At 66.4% G+C, this 16,895-nt stretch carries 16 protein-coding genes; 13 read left to right on the top strand and 3 right to left on the bottom strand.

Annotated features, from left to right (window positions below; genetic code table 11):
- Positions 1-31 precede the first annotated feature (31 nt).
- From pheT to H3H36_RS19320, 5 genes are all read left to right on the top strand, one after another.
- Positions 32-2,458, top strand: a complete 2,427-nt coding sequence (gene pheT, locus H3H36_RS19340; RefSeq protein WP_182219730.1) for a phenylalanine--tRNA ligase subunit beta — start codon at positions 32-34, stop codon at positions 2,456-2,458.
- Positions 2,459-2,589: 131 nt separating this feature from the next.
- A complete protein-coding gene (locus tag H3H36_RS19335) occupies positions 2,590-2,940 on the top strand; it encodes an integration host factor subunit alpha (protein ID WP_182162222.1) in 351 nt (116 codons plus the stop codon).
- 16 nt (positions 2,941-2,956) lie between these two features.
- Complete coding sequence (locus tag H3H36_RS19330) at positions 2,957-3,367, top strand: MerR family transcriptional regulator (RefSeq protein ID WP_182219729.1); 411 nt, start codon at positions 2,957-2,959, stop codon at positions 3,365-3,367.
- 208 nt (positions 3,368-3,575) lie between these two features.
- Positions 3,576-4,208: a response regulator gene (locus tag H3H36_RS19325; RefSeq protein ID WP_182162226.1), complete on the top strand. Its 633-nt coding sequence runs from the start codon at positions 3,576-3,578 to the stop codon at positions 4,206-4,208.
- 123 nt (positions 4,209-4,331) lie between these two features.
- The gene (locus tag H3H36_RS19320) at positions 4,332-6,032 is read left to right on the top strand and encodes a CHASE3 domain-containing protein (protein ID WP_182219728.1); all 1,701 of its coding nucleotides are present in this window, start codon (positions 4,332-4,334) and stop codon (positions 6,030-6,032) included.
- On the opposite strand, the gene H3H36_RS19315 is transcribed toward H3H36_RS19320, so the two are convergent.
- Both H3H36_RS19315 and H3H36_RS19310 read right to left on the bottom strand, forming a co-directional pair.
- Positions 5,929-6,738 (bottom strand): Crp/Fnr family transcriptional regulator, encoded by an 810-nt coding sequence (locus H3H36_RS19315; RefSeq protein ID WP_182219727.1) that lies wholly within the window; start codon positions 6,736-6,738, stop codon positions 5,929-5,931. The two genes, H3H36_RS19320 and H3H36_RS19315, sit on opposite strands and share 104 nt — an antisense overlap.
- Before the next feature lie 192 nt (positions 6,739-6,930).
- Positions 6,931-9,024 carry a methyl-accepting chemotaxis protein gene (locus H3H36_RS19310; RefSeq protein ID WP_182219726.1) on the bottom strand — a complete coding sequence of 698 codons (2,094 nt, stop codon included), beginning with the start codon at positions 9,022-9,024 and terminating at the stop codon, positions 6,931-6,933.
- Positions 9,025-9,207: 183 nt separating this feature from the next.
- Between H3H36_RS19310 and H3H36_RS19305 the strand changes: the two genes are divergently transcribed.
- From H3H36_RS19305 to H3H36_RS19295, 3 genes are all read left to right on the top strand, one after another.
- Positions 9,208-9,888, top strand: a complete 681-nt coding sequence (locus tag H3H36_RS19305) for a response regulator transcription factor (protein WP_182219725.1) — start codon at positions 9,208-9,210, stop codon at positions 9,886-9,888.
- Positions 9,881-11,251 (top strand): sensor histidine kinase, encoded by a 1,371-nt coding sequence (locus tag H3H36_RS19300; protein ID WP_182219724.1) that lies wholly within the window; start codon positions 9,881-9,883, stop codon positions 11,249-11,251. Before H3H36_RS19305 ends, H3H36_RS19300 begins: the two co-directional genes overlap by 8 nt.
- Before the next feature lie 139 nt (positions 11,252-11,390).
- The gene (locus tag H3H36_RS19295; RefSeq protein ID WP_182219723.1) at positions 11,391-12,251 is read left to right on the top strand and encodes a hypothetical protein; all 861 of its coding nucleotides are present in this window, start codon (positions 11,391-11,393) and stop codon (positions 12,249-12,251) included.
- A 21-nt stretch (positions 12,252-12,272) separates the two neighbouring features.
- On the opposite strand, the gene H3H36_RS19290 is transcribed toward H3H36_RS19295, so the two are convergent.
- Positions 12,273-13,433, bottom strand: a complete 1,161-nt coding sequence (locus tag H3H36_RS19290; protein ID WP_182219722.1) for a hypothetical protein — start codon at positions 13,431-13,433, stop codon at positions 12,273-12,275.
- Positions 13,434-13,662: 229 nt separating this feature from the next.
- On the opposite strand from H3H36_RS19290, the gene H3H36_RS19285 reads away from it, so the two are divergent.
- The 5 genes from H3H36_RS19285 to H3H36_RS19265 are packed head-to-tail and all read left to right on the top strand — an operon-like array spanning position 13,663 to position 16,894.
- Entirely contained in the window at positions 13,663-14,088 is a 426-nt protein-coding gene (locus H3H36_RS19285; protein ID WP_182219721.1) for a type IV pilin protein, read from the top strand.
- Complete coding sequence (locus tag H3H36_RS19280) at positions 14,076-14,696, top strand: pilus assembly FimT family protein (protein ID WP_182219720.1); 621 nt, start codon at positions 14,076-14,078, stop codon at positions 14,694-14,696. Before H3H36_RS19285 ends, H3H36_RS19280 begins: the two co-directional genes overlap by 13 nt.
- Entirely contained in the window at positions 14,693-15,115 is a 423-nt protein-coding gene (locus H3H36_RS19275) for a PilV family protein (RefSeq protein ID WP_182219719.1), read from the top strand. The genes H3H36_RS19280 and H3H36_RS19275 overlap by 4 nt, the downstream gene beginning before the upstream one ends.
- A 1-nt stretch (position 15,116) precedes the next feature.
- The gene (locus H3H36_RS19270) at positions 15,117-16,304 is read left to right on the top strand and encodes a PilW family protein (protein ID WP_182219718.1); all 1,188 of its coding nucleotides are present in this window, start codon (positions 15,117-15,119) and stop codon (positions 16,302-16,304) included.
- Positions 16,301-16,894 (top strand): pilus assembly PilX family protein, encoded by a 594-nt coding sequence (locus H3H36_RS19265; RefSeq protein ID WP_229219992.1) that lies wholly within the window; start codon positions 16,301-16,303, stop codon positions 16,892-16,894. Before H3H36_RS19270 ends, H3H36_RS19265 begins: the two co-directional genes overlap by 4 nt.
- Position 16,895: the final 1 nt, after the last annotated feature.

The following is a 16,895-nucleotide window of genomic DNA, read 5'->3' as shown; positions in this document are numbered from 1 at the left end:
CTGAACAATTTTTGCGGCTGAAAGCTTGATTATGCAATTTTCCGAAAACTGGCTCCGTACCATGGTCGATCCGAAGATGACTTCGGACGAACTGGCCCATCTGTTGACGATGTCCGGCCTGGAAGTAGAAGAAGTGGAAGCGGTGGCGCCGCCGTTCTCGAACGTGGTGGTGGGCCACGTGCGCGAGATGATGAAGCACCCCAACGCCGACCGCCTGAACGTGTGCCAGGTGGACGTGGGCACGGGCACTTTGCTCAGCATCGTGTGCGGCGCGCCCAACGTGCGCCCCGGCCTGAAGGTGGTGTGCGCGATGGCCGGCGCCATGCTGCCGCCCGGCGCGGACGGCAAGCCGTTCGAAATCAAGGTGGGCCAGCTGCGCGGCGTGGAGTCGCAGGGCATGCTGTGCTCGGCCAAGGAACTGAAGCTGTCGGAAGAGGGCGCGGGCCTGCTGGAGCTGCCCGACGACGCGCCGGTCGGCAAGAACTTCCGCGATTACTACGCGCTCAACGACCTCAAGTTCACCATCAAGCTGACCCCGAACAAGGCCGACTGCCTGTCCGTGCTGGGCGTGGCGCGCGAAGTGTCGGCCCTGACGGGCGTGCCGCTGAACGCACCCCAGTGCCGTCCCGTGGCCGTCACCTGCGACGAGGTGCTGCCCGTGAAAGTGTCGGCGCCTGACCTGTGCGGCCGCTTCTCGGGCCGCGTGATCCGCCACCTGAACGCCAAGGCCAGCACGCCGGACTGGATGAAGCAGCGCCTCGAGCGCAGCGGCCAGCGCCCCGTGTCGGCCCTGGTCGACATTTCCAACTATGTGATGCTGGAACTGGGCCGTCCGTCGCACGTGTTCGACCTGGCCAAGATCCACGGCGGCCTGGACGTACGCTGGGGCAAGGCCGGCGAAACCATCAAGCTGCTCAACGGTAACACCATCACGGTGGACGAATGGGTGGGCGTGATCGCCGACGACCAGGAACTCGAATCGCTGGCCGGCATCATGGGCGGCGACGCCACGGCCGTGTCGCTGGAGACGGACAGCATTTACCTGGAAGCGGCGTTCTGGCATCCGAACGCCATCCAGGGCCGCGCGCGCCGCTACAACTTCTCGACCGACGCCGCGCACCGCTTCGAGCGCGGCGTGGACTTTGCCACCACCGTGGAACACATCGAGCGCATCACCGCGCTGATCCTGGAGATCTGCGGCACGGCGCAAACCCTGGTCGGCCCGGTCGACGACCACGTGGTGAACCTGCCGCAGCGCCAGCCCGTGTCCATGCGCGCCGAGCGCGCCCGCAAGGTGATCGGCGTGGCGCTGGACGACGCGGCCATCGCCGACATCTTCACCCGCCTGGCGCTGCCGTTCACGGTGGCCGACGGCGTGTTCAGCGTGACGGCGCCGACCTACCGTTTCGACATCGAGATCGAGGAAGACCTGATCGAGGAAGTGGCGCGCGTGTACGGCTTCGAGAACATCCCGACCGTGGCGCCGGTGGCCGCCAACACCATGATCATCGCGCCCGAGAACACCCGTTCGCCGTTCGCCGTGCGTCACCAGCTGGCCGACCTCGGTTACCAGGAAGTGGTCAACATGAGCTTCGTGGAAGCGGCCTGGGAGCAGGACTTCTGCGCCAACGACGCGCCGATCAAGCTGCAGAACCCGATCGCCAGCCAGCTGAGCGTGATGCGCTCGTCGCTGATCGCCAGCCTGGTGGCCAACGTGCGCTACAATCTGAACCGCAAGGCCAGCCGCGTGCGCGTGTTCGAGATCGGCGCCGTCTACCTGCGCGACGCCAGCGTGGCCGATGGCCCGCTGACCGTGGCCGGCTACCACCAGCCCAAGCGCGTGGCCGCCATGGCCTACGGTCCGGTGGCCGACGAGCAGTGGGGCCAGGCCTCGCGCAACGTCGATTTCTTCGACGTCAAGGCCGACCTGGAGCAGTTGTTCGCGCCGGCCGTGGCCCGTTTCGTGAAGGCCGAGCAACCGGCCCTGCACCCCGGCCGTTCGGCGCGCATCGAGCTGGACGGCAAGACCGTGGGCTACCTGGGCGAGCTGCACCCGCGCTGGATGCAGAAGTATGACTTGCCGCAGGCGCCGGTCGTGTTCGAAGTCGACGCCGCTGCTCTTGAGCAACGTTCTGTGCCCGTCTATGCGGAAATCTCCAAGTTCCCCGGCGCCACCCGCGACCTGGCCGTGGTGGTCAAGCACAGCGTGCCGGCGCAAGACCTGCTCGACGCATTTAATGCTGTGGTGCAAGAAAATCCACAGGGCAAGATTGTGCAAGCTATTGTTTTGTTTGATGAATATCGCGGCAAGGGGCTGGAGGCGGACGAAAAATCGCTTGCTTTCCGCTTTAGCTTGCAAGATACTCAAAACACCCTGCAGGACGATGTGGTCGATGCCGTGATGGCCGCGCTGGCCGATGCGGTCAGGCAAAAGCAGGGCGCACGCTTGCGTGCCTGAGGGCAATCAACGGGAGTCCGGCCCGGTCCGGATTCCCCCATATTTTGATAAGGCAGGGCTGTAAAATTACTACCAACGACGTGGATACCGCCGTCCTTCAATCCGCACTGGCAGCCGATTTGCATCGCGCCATGCAGGTGGCCAAGGTACGCCAGGAAGCGGAAAAAGATTTGCCGACGCTGACCAAGGCGGAGCTGGCCGAATTGCTGTTCGAGCAAGTCGGGCTCAACAAGCGGGAAGCGAAGGACATGGTCGAGACCTTCTTCGACGAGATCCGCAACGCGCTCGAGCGCGGCGAGGCCGTCAAGCTGTCCGGTTTCGGCAACTTCCAGCTGCGCGACAAGCCGCAGCGGCCGGGTCGCAACCCCAAGACGGGCGAGGAGATCCCCATCACGGCGCGCCGCGTGGTGACCTTCCACGCCAGCCAGAAGCTCAAGGGCATGGTCGAGGAAAGCAATCCGGCCATGGCCCGTGCCGCCTGACAGGGACTGATCCGCCATGAACGACCGCCTCGCCAAGACCGAACTGGCCGTATTGCCGCCGATTCCGGCCAAGCGCTACTTCACGATCGGCGAGGTGAGCGAGCTGTGCGGGGTCAAGCCGCACGTGCTGCGCTACTGGGAGCAGGAATTCACCCAGCTCAAGCCCGTCAAGCGACGCGGCAACCGGCGCTATTACCAGCACCATGAAGTGCTGCTGATCCGGCGCATCCGCGAACTGCTCTATGAACAAGGCTTTACCATCAGTGGCGCGCGCAATAAACTGGACAGCCGGACGACCGATTCGGCGCAAGGGGAGTATGATGGGGCCTCCGGCCTGGACGGCAGCGCGCCGCCAGCCGCCGTTCCGCCCTTGGACCGGGCGCTGATACGCAGCGAACTGTTGGCGATACTGACCCTGCTCCAGTGAGCGGGCGCAGTGGAAAAAAAGGCGCGCACCAGGCGTCTTTTTTTTCGTCCACGCCGTAACCCTGCTGGCGGGAGTGTTAAATCGCAATGTTAAATCTTCAGTGCTATAATATTAATGTTTATTTTTTTGCCAGTATGCAAATATACTGGCGAAGGTGGCGTGAGACAGGGAACCGCCGGTTCCGGTTCCAGCGCCACGAGGGGAAACAATGATACGCGTTGCCATTTGTGACGACCACCAGATAGTCCGCGCGGGCTTCAAGCAAATCTTTTCGTCGGCCGAGGACTTCGATGTGGTGGCCGAGGCGGGTAGCGGGCGCGAGGCGCTCGACATCGCACGGCGCGAAATCTGCGACGTGCTGCTGCTTGACATCGCCATGCCGGACCAGAGCGGTATCGACACGCTGCGCACCATCCGCCAGGGCCAGCCGGACTTGCCGGTGCTGATCCTGTCCGGCTATCCGGCCCAGCAGTACGCGCTCAACCTGTTCAAGATGGGCGCCAATGGCTACCTGAACAAGGAATGCGAAGCCGACGAGCTGATCACGGCCGTGCGCACCGTCTACCAGGGGCGGCGCTACGTGAGCGCCACCGTGGGCGAGTTGCTGGCCCAGACCTTCGACCGCGACCCCAACACGGCGCCCCACACGGAGCTGTCGGACCGCGAATTCCAGGTGTTCCTGCGGCTGGCCCGCGGCGCCACCGTGAGCGACATCGGCGTGGCCCTGTCGCTGAGCATCAAGACGGTGAGCACCTACCGCACCCGCATCATGGAAAAAATGGGCATGCAGTCCAACAGCGACCTGACCTATTACGCGATGAAAAATAATCTGCTCGACTGAAACCAGTTGATTGCGAGAGGTGCGCACGGTAGGGCTGCTGCGCTGCGACAGTTGGCCGCCCAGACTATAATGGGATAGCTTGGCGCAACTGTGCGACTAACCTCTCGAAGGATGCTTATCAGGATGTATTTCACCGCCACGACGGCACCCTTGCACCGTCTGCCGCTGTACAAGACCATATTGTGCGTTACGTGCGTGCTGATCCTGATCGCCAATGGATTCAGCCTGTTCCACAATTTGCAGTCGCTCAAGGGCGCCAACTTCCTGCAAAGCCAGAGCTCGCGGGTGGCCGACCGCCTGCAATACCTGAACGTGCTGGTGCTGGATGCGGAAAGCAGCCTGCGCGGCTATTTCATCTCCGGCCGCGAATCCTACCTGGGCCCGGCCCGCACGGCCGTGACGGAATCGGAAGCCGAATTCAAGGAACTGGAAAAGCTGCTGGCTGACAGCCCGTCCCAGCTGCGCAACCTGGCCCAGCTCCGTACCTTGGTGCGCCGCAAGCTGGCGCTGCTGAATCAGTCGATCGACGTCTATCGCGAAGGCGGGCTGGACGAGATCGTCAAGATCGCCAAGGTCAGCGATGGCCGCTCCAGCATGGACGAGATCCGGCTCCAGGTGGTGATCATGGAGCAGGAACAGTATGAAACGCTGGCCGCGCGCAGCGCCATGTTCTACCACGAGTACCAAAAGGCCGTGCTGCTGGGCATGGGCATCAACGCCGTGGCCATCATCGTGCTGATCATGTTCTATCAGCTGGTGCGGCGCAGTTTCCAGAACCGGGCCGCCGTCGAGCATGCCTTGCAAAAGGCCAATGAAAACCTGGAATCGACCGTGGCACAGCGTACCGAGCAGTTGTCCGTGCTGTCACGCCACCTGATCAGCATCAGCGAGGAGGAGAAGGTGCGGCTGTCGCGCGAACTGCATGACGAGCTGGGCGCCAACCTGACCTCGATCGGCATGGATATCGCGGCCGTTACCCAGCAATTGCAAAAGACGGCGCCGGAACTGGCCACCCAGTTGCGCCGCGCCCGCGCCACGCTGGTGGAGACGGTGGAGATGAAGCGCCGCATCGTCGAGAACCTGCGCCCCAGCCTGCTCGACAACCTGGGCCTGTGCGCGGCCATCGAAAGCTATTGCGACGAGTTCAGCCGTATGGCCCAGGTGCGCTGCGACGTCGACATTTCAGCGGAGCTGGAAAAGGATGCGGGCCGCTCGGGCGATTTGTCGATCGCGCTGTTCCGCATCGTCCAGGAATCGCTGACCAATATCCGCAAGTACGCCAAGGCGGGCCGGGTGTCCGTCATGCTGCGCCGCACCGTGGATGGCCTGGTGCTGCGCGTGATCGATGATGGCGTGGGGATTGCGGCCAACACGGTGGCCAAGCCCATGTCGCACGGCATCCTGGGGATGCGGGAGCGGGCCTTGCTGCTGGGCGGCACGCTGACCATACGGCGTGGCCGCAATGATGCGGGAACGTGTGTGGAAGCGCACATCCCGTTGCGCCGCAAGCCGGCGGCCGGGGTGGCACAGCCGCCCGAACTGGCGGCCATGGCGGCCAATGCGGCGAACGCGGCCAATGCGTCAAATACGGCAAATACGGCGACCAACGCAGCGACCCCCGGCGCTGCCGCGGGTGCGCCGACCTGCGGCGCGGGCAGTGTCGGCAATGCGGTCAGTAATGCGGTCAACAGCGCGCTCAACAGCGCGGTCAACAGTGCGGTCAGCAGCGCGCCACATCCAGCAGCAGACGGTCATATTCCGTCTTCGCCACCTTGTAGCACTCGCCCGCATACTGTTCCAGACCTGGACGATCGAGCACCGTGATGTTGCCGCGGCGATAGGTGATCATGCCTTCGTCCTGCAGCTTGCCGGCGGCGGCCGTGATGCTTTCGCGCCGTACGCCGAGCATGATGGAAATCATTTCTTGCGTCACTTTCAATTCGTTCGAGGGTGAACGATCGAGGCGGTCCAGCAGCCAGCGGCACAGTTTCTGTTCGATCGAGCTGTGCATGCCGCCCACCGTGTTTTGCGCCATTTGCGCGAACAGGGCCGTGTTGTAGCGCATCAGCAGCTGGGGCAGGGCGCCGCCCTGGTTGAAGGCGTCGCGCAGTTGCTGGGCCTTGAGACGGTAGCCATAGCCAGCGCTTTGCACCACGGCGCTGCACATGGCCCGTTCACCGGCGAACAGCGACACGCCAGCCACGCCTTCATGGCCGACCACCGCGATTTCCGTGGTGGCGCCGTCTTCCATCACATACAGCAACGACACGATGGCCGTGGTGGGGAAGTACACGTAATCGAGCGTGGCGCCGTAGGTGAAAAGTTCCTTGCCGAACGGCAGTTGTACCAGTTCCAGGTGTTCGAACAGCGATTCCAGCACTTCGCGCGGGAGGGCGGCCAGCAACTCGTTCTGCTGGGTACCGCTGTGGCTGACAACCGGCCGTGACACAAGCTTGAGCTCGCGCGATTGGGCGGAGGCGCCACGGGCGCGCGGCGCTTCGTCGATGGCAACAAGTTGAGTGTTGTTCATTTTCTTCCTCGCAGACTTAAAGTACAGATGGCAGGCGAGGCGGATAACAAACGCCTCGCGTAGTGCAGTTACTTTAAGCGTTAAGTTAGATAGCGAACATAAGAGGACTAGTCGCCCCCATGTAGGTTAGCAACATGCAGCTTTGTCAGCCTATTCCTACTGCAGAGCCAGACCCGGCCCTGTCATGCTGCATCAGGCGCGGCGCTGGTGCGGCCGCTGCTCCGGCGCCTGGCGCGGGGCCAGTCGTGGCTTGTTGGCCGACCAGGCGCCGGCCGGCGCCACGGCTGGCAGCGCGCCGGCCGTGGCGGGCGCGGACGTGGCTGCCGCCGGGTGAGCGGCGGCGGGCGCGGCGTCGGCCCGGTCCAGGCGGAAGCGGCTGACGGCCTTGGCCAGCTGGGCCGTTTCCGCGTGCAGGCGGTCCGAGCCATCGCTGGCCTGGCGCACCAGCACCGCATTTTGTCCCGTCATCTGGTCGATGCGGGCCAGCGCCGCGCCGACCTGGGCGATGTCGGCGCTCTGGCCGGCCTCGGCGGCACTGATCTGCTCGATCATGGCGGCAGCTTCGCGCACGGCCTGCACCACGTCGTCCATGGTGCTGCCGGCCACGGCCACCAGTTCGCTGCCCGCTTCCACCTGGGCCACGGAGTCGCCGATCAATTGCTTGATTTCCAGCGCGGCCGCCGCCGAGCGCTGGGCCAGGTTGCGCACCTCGCCGGCCACCACGGCGAAGCCGCGCCCCTGTTCACCGGCCCGGGCCGCTTCCACGGCCGCGTTCAAGGCCAGGATATTGGTCTGGAAAGCGATGCCGTTGATGACGCCGATGATGTCGACGATGCGGTTCGAGCTGCCCCGGATCGAGGCCATGGTGTCGACCACGGCGCCCACCGTCTGGCCGCCGCGCTGGGCCAGTTCCGACGCCGAGACGATCAGTTCGTGGCCGCGCTGGGCGTGGGCCGCGCCCCGCTGCACGGTGCCGGTCAGCTGGCGCATGGAGGCCACCGTCTCGGCCAGCGCTTCGCTCTGGCTGCTGGTGTGGTGCGACAGGCTGGCGTTGCCTTCGGCCAGCGCATCGGTGGCGCCGGCGATGGCGCCGGCGCCGCTGCGGATTTCCGCCACCAGCGTGGCCAGCGCGCCCGTCATGCCGCCGAAGGCGTTGACCAGGCCGCCGATTTCATCGTTGCCGCGCGAGCTGATGCGCTCGGTCAGGTCGCCGGCCGCCGCACTGTGCACGGCGCCGCGCAAGTGGGCAATGTCGAGCGAGAAGGAGATGTAAAAGCCGGCGAACAGGTAGGCGGCCAGCGCCGCCACCGCCAGCACGGCGCCCAGCATCAGGTTGCGGCGCAGGCGGTCGCGCGCGATGCGCTCGGCCAGCAGCTGGTCCAGCACCTTGGCCGAGGCCGACGAGAAGCCGTACAGGCCGTCGATGGCCTGGTTGCCGGCCGCGTTGAATTCCTTGCCTGAGGTCTGGTTGTAGGAGTTGGTCACCTCGTTCTTGGCGCGTTCGAGGAAGGCCAGCGCGGCCGGCACGGCGCCCAGTTGCGGCTGCAGCACGGGCTTGAGCTGGGGATTGTTGCGGAACACGGCGTCGAACTGGGCCGGCACCCGTTCCAGGTCGTGGTGGGCGATCATGGCCGTGGCGTTGAGCAGCTGATCCTCGTTGCCCTCCAACAAGCCGGTGTCGATGAAGGCGGCGCCGCGGCCGGCGATTACGGACAAGCCTTCGGCGATGTCAGGGAAGGTTTTCAGGAACGAGGCGATCAGGTAGTAGGTCTGCACTTCCGGGTCCAGGCTCAGGTTGGCGCGATCGGCCACCAGCGTGGTCAGGTGCGCCATGTCAGCCACCAGCGCGCTGTGCAGGGCGAAACTGTCCTTGGCGTCCAGCGTGGCCTGGCGTTGCAGCAGCTCGTCCCAGCGCTTTTTCAGCGCTTGCCACTCGGGCAGGGCGGCCACGCTGCCGGCGTCGGCCTGGAACGCGTCGAGCTGGCGCATGCGCTGGGCGATGGCGTCGCGCTGGGGCGCCGGCGCCGCGTTGGCCGGGCTGGCGTGGCGCAAATGCTCCAGGGCCCGCAGTTGCTGGGTCAGGCGGGTGATTTCCTGCAATTGCACGATGTAGGCCACGCCGCGCTGTTCCTGTTCCGTGCGGGCGATGGATTTGTGCAGCTCCTGCATCAGCATGGCCGTCACCAGCAGCAGCGGCAACAGGAACACGAGGCAGATCAGGGTGAATTTGGGCAGCAGGCGCAGGCGCTGCATCAGGGCGATGGCAGGCTGGAGAAGGGAAGTCATGTATTTTCCATAATAGAATTGGTGTTTCTTCATTGCAATAATGCACGGTAAATATGACAGCATGATGAATTTGTCTCATGCGGCATTGCGTCATGTGGTTTTGGTTTGGGTCTGTGCAACAAATGCCGCATAATGCGAGCAGCGGGCACTGGCCCGTGTTGATTCCTTCTTATTTCTCAGAGCATGCACGTACTAGTGGTGGAAGACGATGCCGTGCTGGCCGACGGGCTGGCGCGCGCGCTGGCCGGGCACGGCATGGCGGTGGACGTGGTGCGCCATGGCGACCAGGCCGACCAGCTGTTGCAGCGCCCCGGCGCGGCCGACGTGGTGGTGCTCGACATCGGCCTGCCCGGCATCGATGGCTTCGAGGTGGTGCGCCGGCTGCGCCTGCGCGGCGGCACCATCCCGGTGCTGCTGCTGACGGCGCGCGACGCCATCGAGGACCGGGTGCAGGGCCTGGAGCTGGGCGCCGATGATTACCTGGTCAAGCCGTTCGCCACCGCCGAGCTGGTGGCGCGGGTGCGGGCGCTGGCACGGCGCAACGCGCCCCAGCCCACCGTGTTGTCGCTGGGCGCGCTCACGCTCGACACCACGGCCAAGCGGGCCCGCATCGGCGAGCGGGTGATCGAGCTGTCCGTGCGCGAGTGGGCCGTGCTCGAATACTTGTTGCAGCACGGTTCGCGCGTGGTGTCCAAGCAGCAGATCATCGACGCCATCCTGCCCTGGGGCGACGACCTGACGCTGAACGCGGTGGAAGTCTATATCTCGCGCCTGCGCCTGAAGATCGCCGACGCCGGCATCAGCATCCGCACCATCCGCGGCTTTGGCTACATGCTGGAAGCGACGGCGCCCGGCCATGCCTAGCATCCGCCTGCGCCTGCTGCGCTGGCTGATCGGTCCGATCCTGCTGCTGAACCTGGCCGGCGGCGCGCTCACTTATCTGCTGGCGTGGATGCCGGCCCAGGCCGCCTTTGACCAGGCGCTGTCGGACGCGGCCGGGGCGCTGGGCGCGCGCCTGGCGCGCGATGACTTGGGCCGCTGGCGCATCGACTTGCCGCGCCAGGCCGAGCAGGTGCTGCGTAACGACCAGACGGACGCCGTGTTCTTCGCCGTGCGCGACGGGAGCGGGGCCGGTGCCGGCGCACTGCTGGCCGGCGACGCCGATTTTCCCGCGCCGCCGGCCGCGCACGTGGGCGCCTCAGGCCAGGCTGCGCCATCGGCCTACGCTGCGCGCATGCGCGGCGAAGCCGTGCGGGCCGTGGCGCTGCGCCCGGCGCCGGGCGGGCCCGTGATCACCGTCGCCAAGACGCTGCGCAAGCGCGGCCAGGTCCGTGCCGCCATCGTGCGCGTGCTGCTGTTGCTGGAGGCGGCCTTCACGCTGGCCTCGCTGGGCCTGATCTGGTTTTCCGTCACCAATGGCCTGGCGCCGCTGAACCGCATGCGGGCCGACCTGAACGCGCGCGCCGGCGACGACCTGTCGCCCATCAGCATGCAGCGGGTGCCGTTCGAGCTGGCACCTGTGGTGCTGGCCTTCAACGGTTTGCTGGGACGGGTCAGCGATGGCGCGCGGGCCCAGCATGATTTCCTGGCCAATGTGGCGCACCAGTTGCGCACCCCGCTGGCCGGGCTCAAGACCCAGCTCGAATGGCTGGCCCAGCGCCACGCCGAGCCGGACACGGCGCAGTCGGTGCGGCTGATGCTGTCGTCCACGGAACGCATGATACGGCAGACCAACCAGCTGCTGGCGCTGGCGCGCGCCGAGCCCAGCCATTTCGAGAAGACCCGGCTGGAGCCGGTGGCGCTGGCCAGCCTGGTCGAGGATGCGATCCAGCATTTCGTCGAGCAGGCCGCGCTCAAGCACATCGACCTGGGCTTCGACCTGGCGCCCACCACCGTGCAGGGCGACCGCTTCCTGTTGCGCGACCTGATCGACAACCTGATCGACAACGCCATCCGTTACACGCCCGCGCACGGCACGGTCACGGTCAGCTGCCAGCCGGTCGATGGCGGCGGCATGCTGGCGGTCGAGGATTCCGGTCCCGGCATACCACCGGCCAAGCGCGACCAGGTGTTCAGCCGCTACGTGCGCCTGGACGACAAGACCCACGGCAGCGGCCTGGGCCTGGCCATCGTGCGCGACATCGCCCAGGCGCACGGCGCGGCCATCACGCTGGACGCGGGCGCCGACGGCCGCGGCGCCCGCTTCGCAGTGCGTTTCCCCGGCTGAGGCGCGGGCGCCGCGCGGTTGCCGATACGCGCGTGCTTACAATTTGAAATACTTTCCGTACCGGGTTTTACACTCGCACTGTTGAGTTTGCTCCAGGCTTCACCTACGCTAGTTCCACCAACAACATGGGGGAATCAACATGGACGCAATGGCGGAACATCCGGACACGGGCGGCGTGCGCTTTGACATCAGCAACGGCCAGGTGACGGGGGAGGCAAGGGTGGTCGGCAGCCACAGCATCAGCATGCACTTGCCGGCCAACGCCACGTTCGTCGTCGGCAGTGGCACGGTGACGGAAACCTTGAGCGGCAGCCACACCACCACCACGCTGCAATTCGCGCAGGACAGCACCGACGCCACCTTGTATCACCTGGTGTCGAGATCCCTGGTGGTGGCCCAGCCATCGACCAGCAACGACCATGGCGCGCTGTCCGGCTATGGCTTCACCATCAGCGGCGGCGCCGTGACGGCCATGTCGGTCACCCAGGGCCACGGCAGCCACACCAGCACGCATGAGGTGCGGATCGCGCCCACGGCCACGTTCACGGTCGGCACCGGCACGGTCACCGAGACGGTGGTGCAGGGCAACGAAGTGGAGACCATCAGCTACGTGCAGACCGGCAGCGCCGGGCTGTACGCCGTCGCCGCCACCACCGAGACCATCATCCAGGCCGGCGCGGCCACCACCCGGCTGGCCGTGGAACCGTTCGAGCGCGACACCTTCGCCATCGACGCCAATGGCGTGGTGGGCCAGGTGCAGCACGTGCTGCCAGACGGCACGCTAAAGACGGTGGCGGCCAGCGCGGCCACCACCTACACCCAGCTGGCGCCCGGTTACGTGGCCGAGTTTCACACCCAGGGCACGCACACCCGCTACGAAGTGTTCGCCGATGGCAATGGCGACGGCATCTACACGGCCGTGGCGCACGGCGCGGGCACGACGGTCGACCTGGTGGGCTTGCAGGCCCAGATCAGCAGCGCCATCCACGCCGTGTTGTGAGCGCCGGAGCGGCGCCCACGCTCAGCCGCCGGCCGCCGGCGCGCCCGTGGCCGCCGCGGCCGTGACGACCTGCGCCGCCGGGGCCGTGGCGGGCGCCCCCGGTGCGCCAGGGGCCAGCGCCGGCGTTGCGCTCGCCGCCAGCGGGGTAACAACCGGCGGCGCCGCCGTGGCGGCCAGGCCCGGCGGCGGGCCCTGCTGTTCCGGGATCTTGAATCCCGTGTAGGTGGCCGCGCTCAGGCCCAGCAGCGTCAGTACGCTGGGATCGAAATCGGGCATGGCCAGTTCACGTACCACGCTCACCAGGAAAAACAGGCCGAACAGCAGGTTGCTCACCAGCAGCTGGAAGCGGTAGATGGTCACGCCATTGGCGTCCGTCAGCAAGTCCAGCAGCAGGTTGCCGCTGCCGCAGGGGGCGGGCCTGCCCTGGCCCGCGTCGAGCGCGGCCGCCGTCAGGCCCGTGGCGCTGGAGAGCCCGGCCAGCGCCAATGCCTGCGTGCTCATCACAGGTACCTGCCCCGTCAGTGTCCACAGGAAGATGTAGGCGCCGATGACGATGGCGAACCACCACGCCATTTGCACCCGTCCCAGGCTGTAGCTGCGCTGGCAGGCGGGCAGGGCGGGCGTGCCGGCATCGCGCAACATGCCGCTGTACTTGCCCAGCACGATCAGGCCGGCCCACACGGCCGCCAGCATGAGCGTTCCCAGCAGCAAGGATGTGCTGCTCCAGGTCTGCAGCGCCAGCGTGCCGGCGCCCAGCAGCGTGCCTTGCTGCACCAGGCTGTAGGCCAGCTGGCGCGCGCCGTCGGCGCCATTGCCGCTCCAGAAGTCCCCCAGCATGGCTTCCCAGGCCGCCCTGCCGGCCGGGCCGGCCGCTGCGCTGGCGTTACGGCTGAGCATGAACGACACGGTGGGGCCGGCCGGATCGCAGCTGAGCGGATGCAAGCCCGTGTCCAGTCCCTTGACCAGCAAGTCCACTTGGGCCAGCGCGGCGAACGTGGTGCAGTCGCACGGTGCGCCCAGCCGCAGCTGGAAGGGCTGGTCCACTTGCACGCGGGGCACGGGGCCGGCGTGGATGGCGCAGGCCGGCGCGCCGGCCTGGGCGGCGGCGGGTGCGGCGAACAAGGTTGCGCCGGCGGCCAGCGCGGCGGTGCGCAGTGATAATCGCAAGAAACGGGTCAACATGGCGGCTTCCGAACTGGGTTCATAGGAAACATTGTCACCCGGTCTAGTCGACGGGAAACTCACGCATTGTTGCAACGGCAAGGTTTTTTGCGGCCTGTGCGGCGCCGGCGCCCGTTGTCAGGAATTTGTCAGCATTTCCTCAGGGAAATGAAAGCTTGGGGCGCTACCATACTTGCCAGCACTATGGTTCGCCGGCAATGGGCCGGCATCATCTTCGGGAGCATGGCACATGAAACGCGTCAAGAACGGCTTTACCCTGATCGAAGTCCTCGTCACGGTGGTGATTGTCGGCATCCTGATGGCGGTCGCCATGCCGGCCTATAACGATTATGTGATCCGGGGCCGCTTGACGGAAGCGTTCTCGGCCCTGGGCACGGCGCAACCGGCGGCCGAGCAATTCTGGTCCAACAACCGCACCTATGTGGGCTTTGACACGGCCATCAACTTCCCGGCCGCCACCGCCAACTTCACCTACGCCCTGAGCGGGGCCTCGGCGTCCGCCTACACGGTGACGGCGACCGGCATCGGCAAGGTGGCCGGCTTCGTCTACACGATAGACCAGAACGGCACCCGCGCCACCACCGGCAGCCCGGCCGGCTGGGGCACCAGCACCAGCTGCTGGGTCGACCACAAGGGTGGATCATGCTCCAACTAAACAAGGGCTTCACACTGATCGAGGTGCTGATCACGCTCACGGTGTTCGCCGTGATGCTGGCCGTCGGCATCCCGGCCATGAGCACCTGGGTGCTCAGCAGCAAAGTCCGTTCGGCCAGCGAGTTCTACCAGGAAGGCTTCAGCATGGCCCGGCGCCAGGCCGTCAGCCACAACGCGGCCAGCCGCATCGTGCTGACCACCAATGCCGTCAGCGGCCAGATGGACTGGCAGGTCGACATCTGCTTCCCCCAGCCTGGCCTGCCGTGCAATGACGGCGCAGGCGGCTGGTCCACCACCACCACGCCGGCCGACAACGATCCCGAAGGGGTCAACGGCTACACCTCCGTGTTCCGCGCGGCCGACAACCTGCCGTCCACCGATGTGCTCGCGCCGTCCTTCCAGCCCGACGGCGCCTCGAAAATCTATTACACGGCGCTGGGCTGGGTCGATACCAGCTACGCGCTGAACCTGACGCGCCTGCGGCTCGATCCCGACGCGCGCTATGCCAAAGCGGTACCCACGGTGGCGGTGGCCGTCACGCTGGCCGGCATGGCCAGCAAGTGCGACCCCACGGTGGCGGCCGGCGATTCACGGGGGTGCCCGCCATGAAGATGATGCCATCGCGCCGCCAGGGCGGCGTGGCCCTGCTCGAAGTGATGCTGGCCGTGCTGCTGCTGGGCATAGGCTTGCTGGGCACCATAGGCTTGCAGGCGCGCGCCTATTCGGCCCTGTCCGACGCCAGCATGCGGGCCGAGGCCACCATGGCCACGGAAAAGCTGCTGGGCGTGATGAACGCGGACCTGGCCAACGTGGCGGCGGGCGGCTATGTGTACGATGGCGCGGCCGCGCCCAGCACGGCGCTGGCGCCGTGGGTGACGGAGACCCAGACCTACATTCCGGGCGCCAGGATCACGGTGGCCGTGACCGGGCAGAACCGGCGCTACCAGGTCGACGTCGCCATCCGCTGGACGCGCAAGAATGGCGGCGCTGAAAACGTCCACCGGGTCACTTCCTACATCGGTTTCTGACATGACGAACTCACTTTCCCCCCGCCGGCGCGGCGGTTTTTCGCTGATCGAACTGATGGTCAGCGTGGTGGTGGGCATGCTGGCGCTGCTGTTCGCCACGCGCCTGATCACCAACGCCGAGATCAACCGCAACGCTTCGCTGGGCGGCTCGGACGCCATGCAGAACGGCATGCTGGCCCTGTTCTCCATGCAGAACGACGCGGCCCAGGCCGGCTGGGGCTTGAACGACACGCTGGTGGCCGGCTGCGACACGGTGTTTACCGACGCCAGCGGCTACACGCTGGCGCCGGCGCCCCGCAATGGCGCCGTCATCACGCCCATGTCGGCCGTGATCATCGAGGATGGCGGCGCCAATCCGGACCGCATCACCTTCTACACCGGCACTTCGCCAGCGGCCGTCGGTTCGGTCAAAAGCAGTTTGGCGTATGCCGGCGGCAGCGTGTTGAAAATCGCCACGCGCGCGCCCTATGGCTTCAACCAGGGCGACGTGATCGTGGTGGCACCGGAACCGGCCGGGGCCACCAAGTGCGCGCTGGCCCAGGTGGCCTCCATTCCGCCATTCCCCAACGATGACGGGATCGATTTTTCCGCCGGCAGTGCCTACCGTTTCAACACGGCCGGCGGCCTGGGCGCCAATTTCGGCGCCGGCCAGGCCCGCGTCTACAATCTGGGGCCGGGCAGCCGGCTGGCGTTCCATAGCTGGTCGGTCAACAACGGCATCCTGCTGCTGCGCGCCACCGACCTGGCTGGCGCCTCGCAGCAACCGGTGTCCGTGATCGACAACGTGGTCTCCATCAAGGCCCAGTATGGCTTCGACACGCGCGTGCTGCCCGGCTACGATCCGGCGCCCGACAAGGATGGCATGCAGGTGGGGCAATGGAGCAGCACCATGATCAACGCCGACGGCGACGCCGACACGGGCGGCGCCGGCGACTTCCAGCGCATCGCGGCCGTGCGCATCGCCGTCGTTGCGCGCAGCAAGAGCGCGGAGAAGCCCGACAGCCACGGCAACTGCTCGGCCACCACGGTACAGCCGCAAGTGTTCACCAGCGTGGCGCCGGCCGGGGTGGCGGCCGTGCCCGTGACGGTCAACGTGGCGGTGGCGGGCGACCCGATCGACTGGAAATGCTACCGCTACCGGGTGTTCGAAACCATCGTATCGTTGCGTAACGCGGAATGGAGGCCATGATGGCGCAATCACGCTCCCGCCGCCAGGCCGGCGTCGCCTTGCCGGTCATGCTGATCATGCTGACCGTGATGCTGGTCGGCAGCATCTACCTGCTCAAGTCGAGCACCTCGACCACGCTCACCACGGCCAACCTGGCCTACGACTCCTCGCTCAGCAAGGCGGCCGACCTGGGTGTGCACACGGCCTTCGCCTGGCTCAAGGGCTTGCCCAGCAAGGCCGTGTTGACGGCCGACGTGCCCGCCCAGGGCTATGTGGCCACCCTGAACACGGCGTGGACGGTCAGCTCGCCCGAATTCTGGGCCGGTTCCGTCACCCTCGCCGACACGGCCGGCAACCAGGTCGAGTACGTGATCCACCGCATGTGCGATTTCCCGGGCGCCTACAACGACGTCGGCCCGCCCCAGAACAATTGCATGCTCAGCGCGGCCAAGTCGGCCGTGGCCGCGCCCACGCCCACCGGCTCCAGCCTGGCCTCGAACGCGCCCAGCTACCAGGGCCAGCCGCAACTGCATTACGTCGTCACGGCCCGCATTTCCGGCCCGCGCGGCGGCAACGTGGTCACCCAGGCCGTTGTGATGATGGGGCCGTAAG

The sequence above is a fragment of the Rugamonas fusca genome, assembly GCF_014042365.1.
Classification (GTDB): domain Bacteria; phylum Pseudomonadota; class Gammaproteobacteria; order Burkholderiales; family Burkholderiaceae_D; genus Rugamonas; species Rugamonas fusca.
Note: the sequence above shows the minus strand (reverse complement) of the source record. Positions and strands in the feature narration are given on the sequence as shown.

Coding starts and splice junctions, on each gene's coding strand:
- H3H36_RS19325 (WP_182162226.1), top strand. CDS start 3,576: ATGATACGCGTTGCCATTTGTGACGACCACCAGATAGTCCGCGCGGGC.
- H3H36_RS19305 (WP_182219725.1), top strand. CDS start 9,208: ATGCACGTACTAGTGGTGGAAGACGATGCCGTGCTGGCCGACGGGCTG.
- H3H36_RS19295 (WP_182219723.1), top strand. CDS start 11,391: ATGGACGCAATGGCGGAACATCCGGACACGGGCGGCGTGCGCTTTGAC.
- H3H36_RS19310 (WP_182219726.1), bottom strand. CDS start 9,024: ATGACTTCCCTTCTCCAGCCTGCCATCGCCCTGATGCAGCGCCTGCGC.
- pheT (WP_182219730.1), top strand. CDS start 32: ATGCAATTTTCCGAAAACTGGCTCCGTACCATGGTCGATCCGAAGATG.
- H3H36_RS19300 (WP_182219724.1), top strand. CDS start 9,881: ATGCCTAGCATCCGCCTGCGCCTGCTGCGCTGGCTGATCGGTCCGATC.
- H3H36_RS19285 (WP_182219721.1), top strand. CDS start 13,663: ATGAAACGCGTCAAGAACGGCTTTACCCTGATCGAAGTCCTCGTCACG.
- H3H36_RS19315 (WP_182219727.1), bottom strand. CDS start 6,738: ATGAACAACACTCAACTTGTTGCCATCGACGAAGCGCCGCGCGCCCGT.
- H3H36_RS19330 (WP_182219729.1), top strand. CDS start 2,957: ATGAACGACCGCCTCGCCAAGACCGAACTGGCCGTATTGCCGCCGATT.
- H3H36_RS19280 (WP_182219720.1), top strand. CDS start 14,076: ATGCTCCAACTAAACAAGGGCTTCACACTGATCGAGGTGCTGATCACG.
- H3H36_RS19335 (WP_182162222.1), top strand. CDS start 2,590: ATGCAGGTGGCCAAGGTACGCCAGGAAGCGGAAAAAGATTTGCCGACG.
- H3H36_RS19320 (WP_182219728.1), top strand. CDS start 4,332: ATGTATTTCACCGCCACGACGGCACCCTTGCACCGTCTGCCGCTGTAC.
- H3H36_RS19275 (WP_182219719.1), top strand. CDS start 14,693: ATGAAGATGATGCCATCGCGCCGCCAGGGCGGCGTGGCCCTGCTCGAA.
- H3H36_RS19290 (WP_182219722.1), bottom strand. CDS start 13,433: ATGTTGACCCGTTTCTTGCGATTATCACTGCGCACCGCCGCGCTGGCC.
- H3H36_RS19270 (WP_182219718.1), top strand. CDS start 15,117: ATGACGAACTCACTTTCCCCCCGCCGGCGCGGCGGTTTTTCGCTGATC.
- H3H36_RS19265 (WP_229219992.1), top strand. CDS start 16,301: ATGATGGCGCAATCACGCTCCCGCCGCCAGGCCGGCGTCGCCTTGCCG.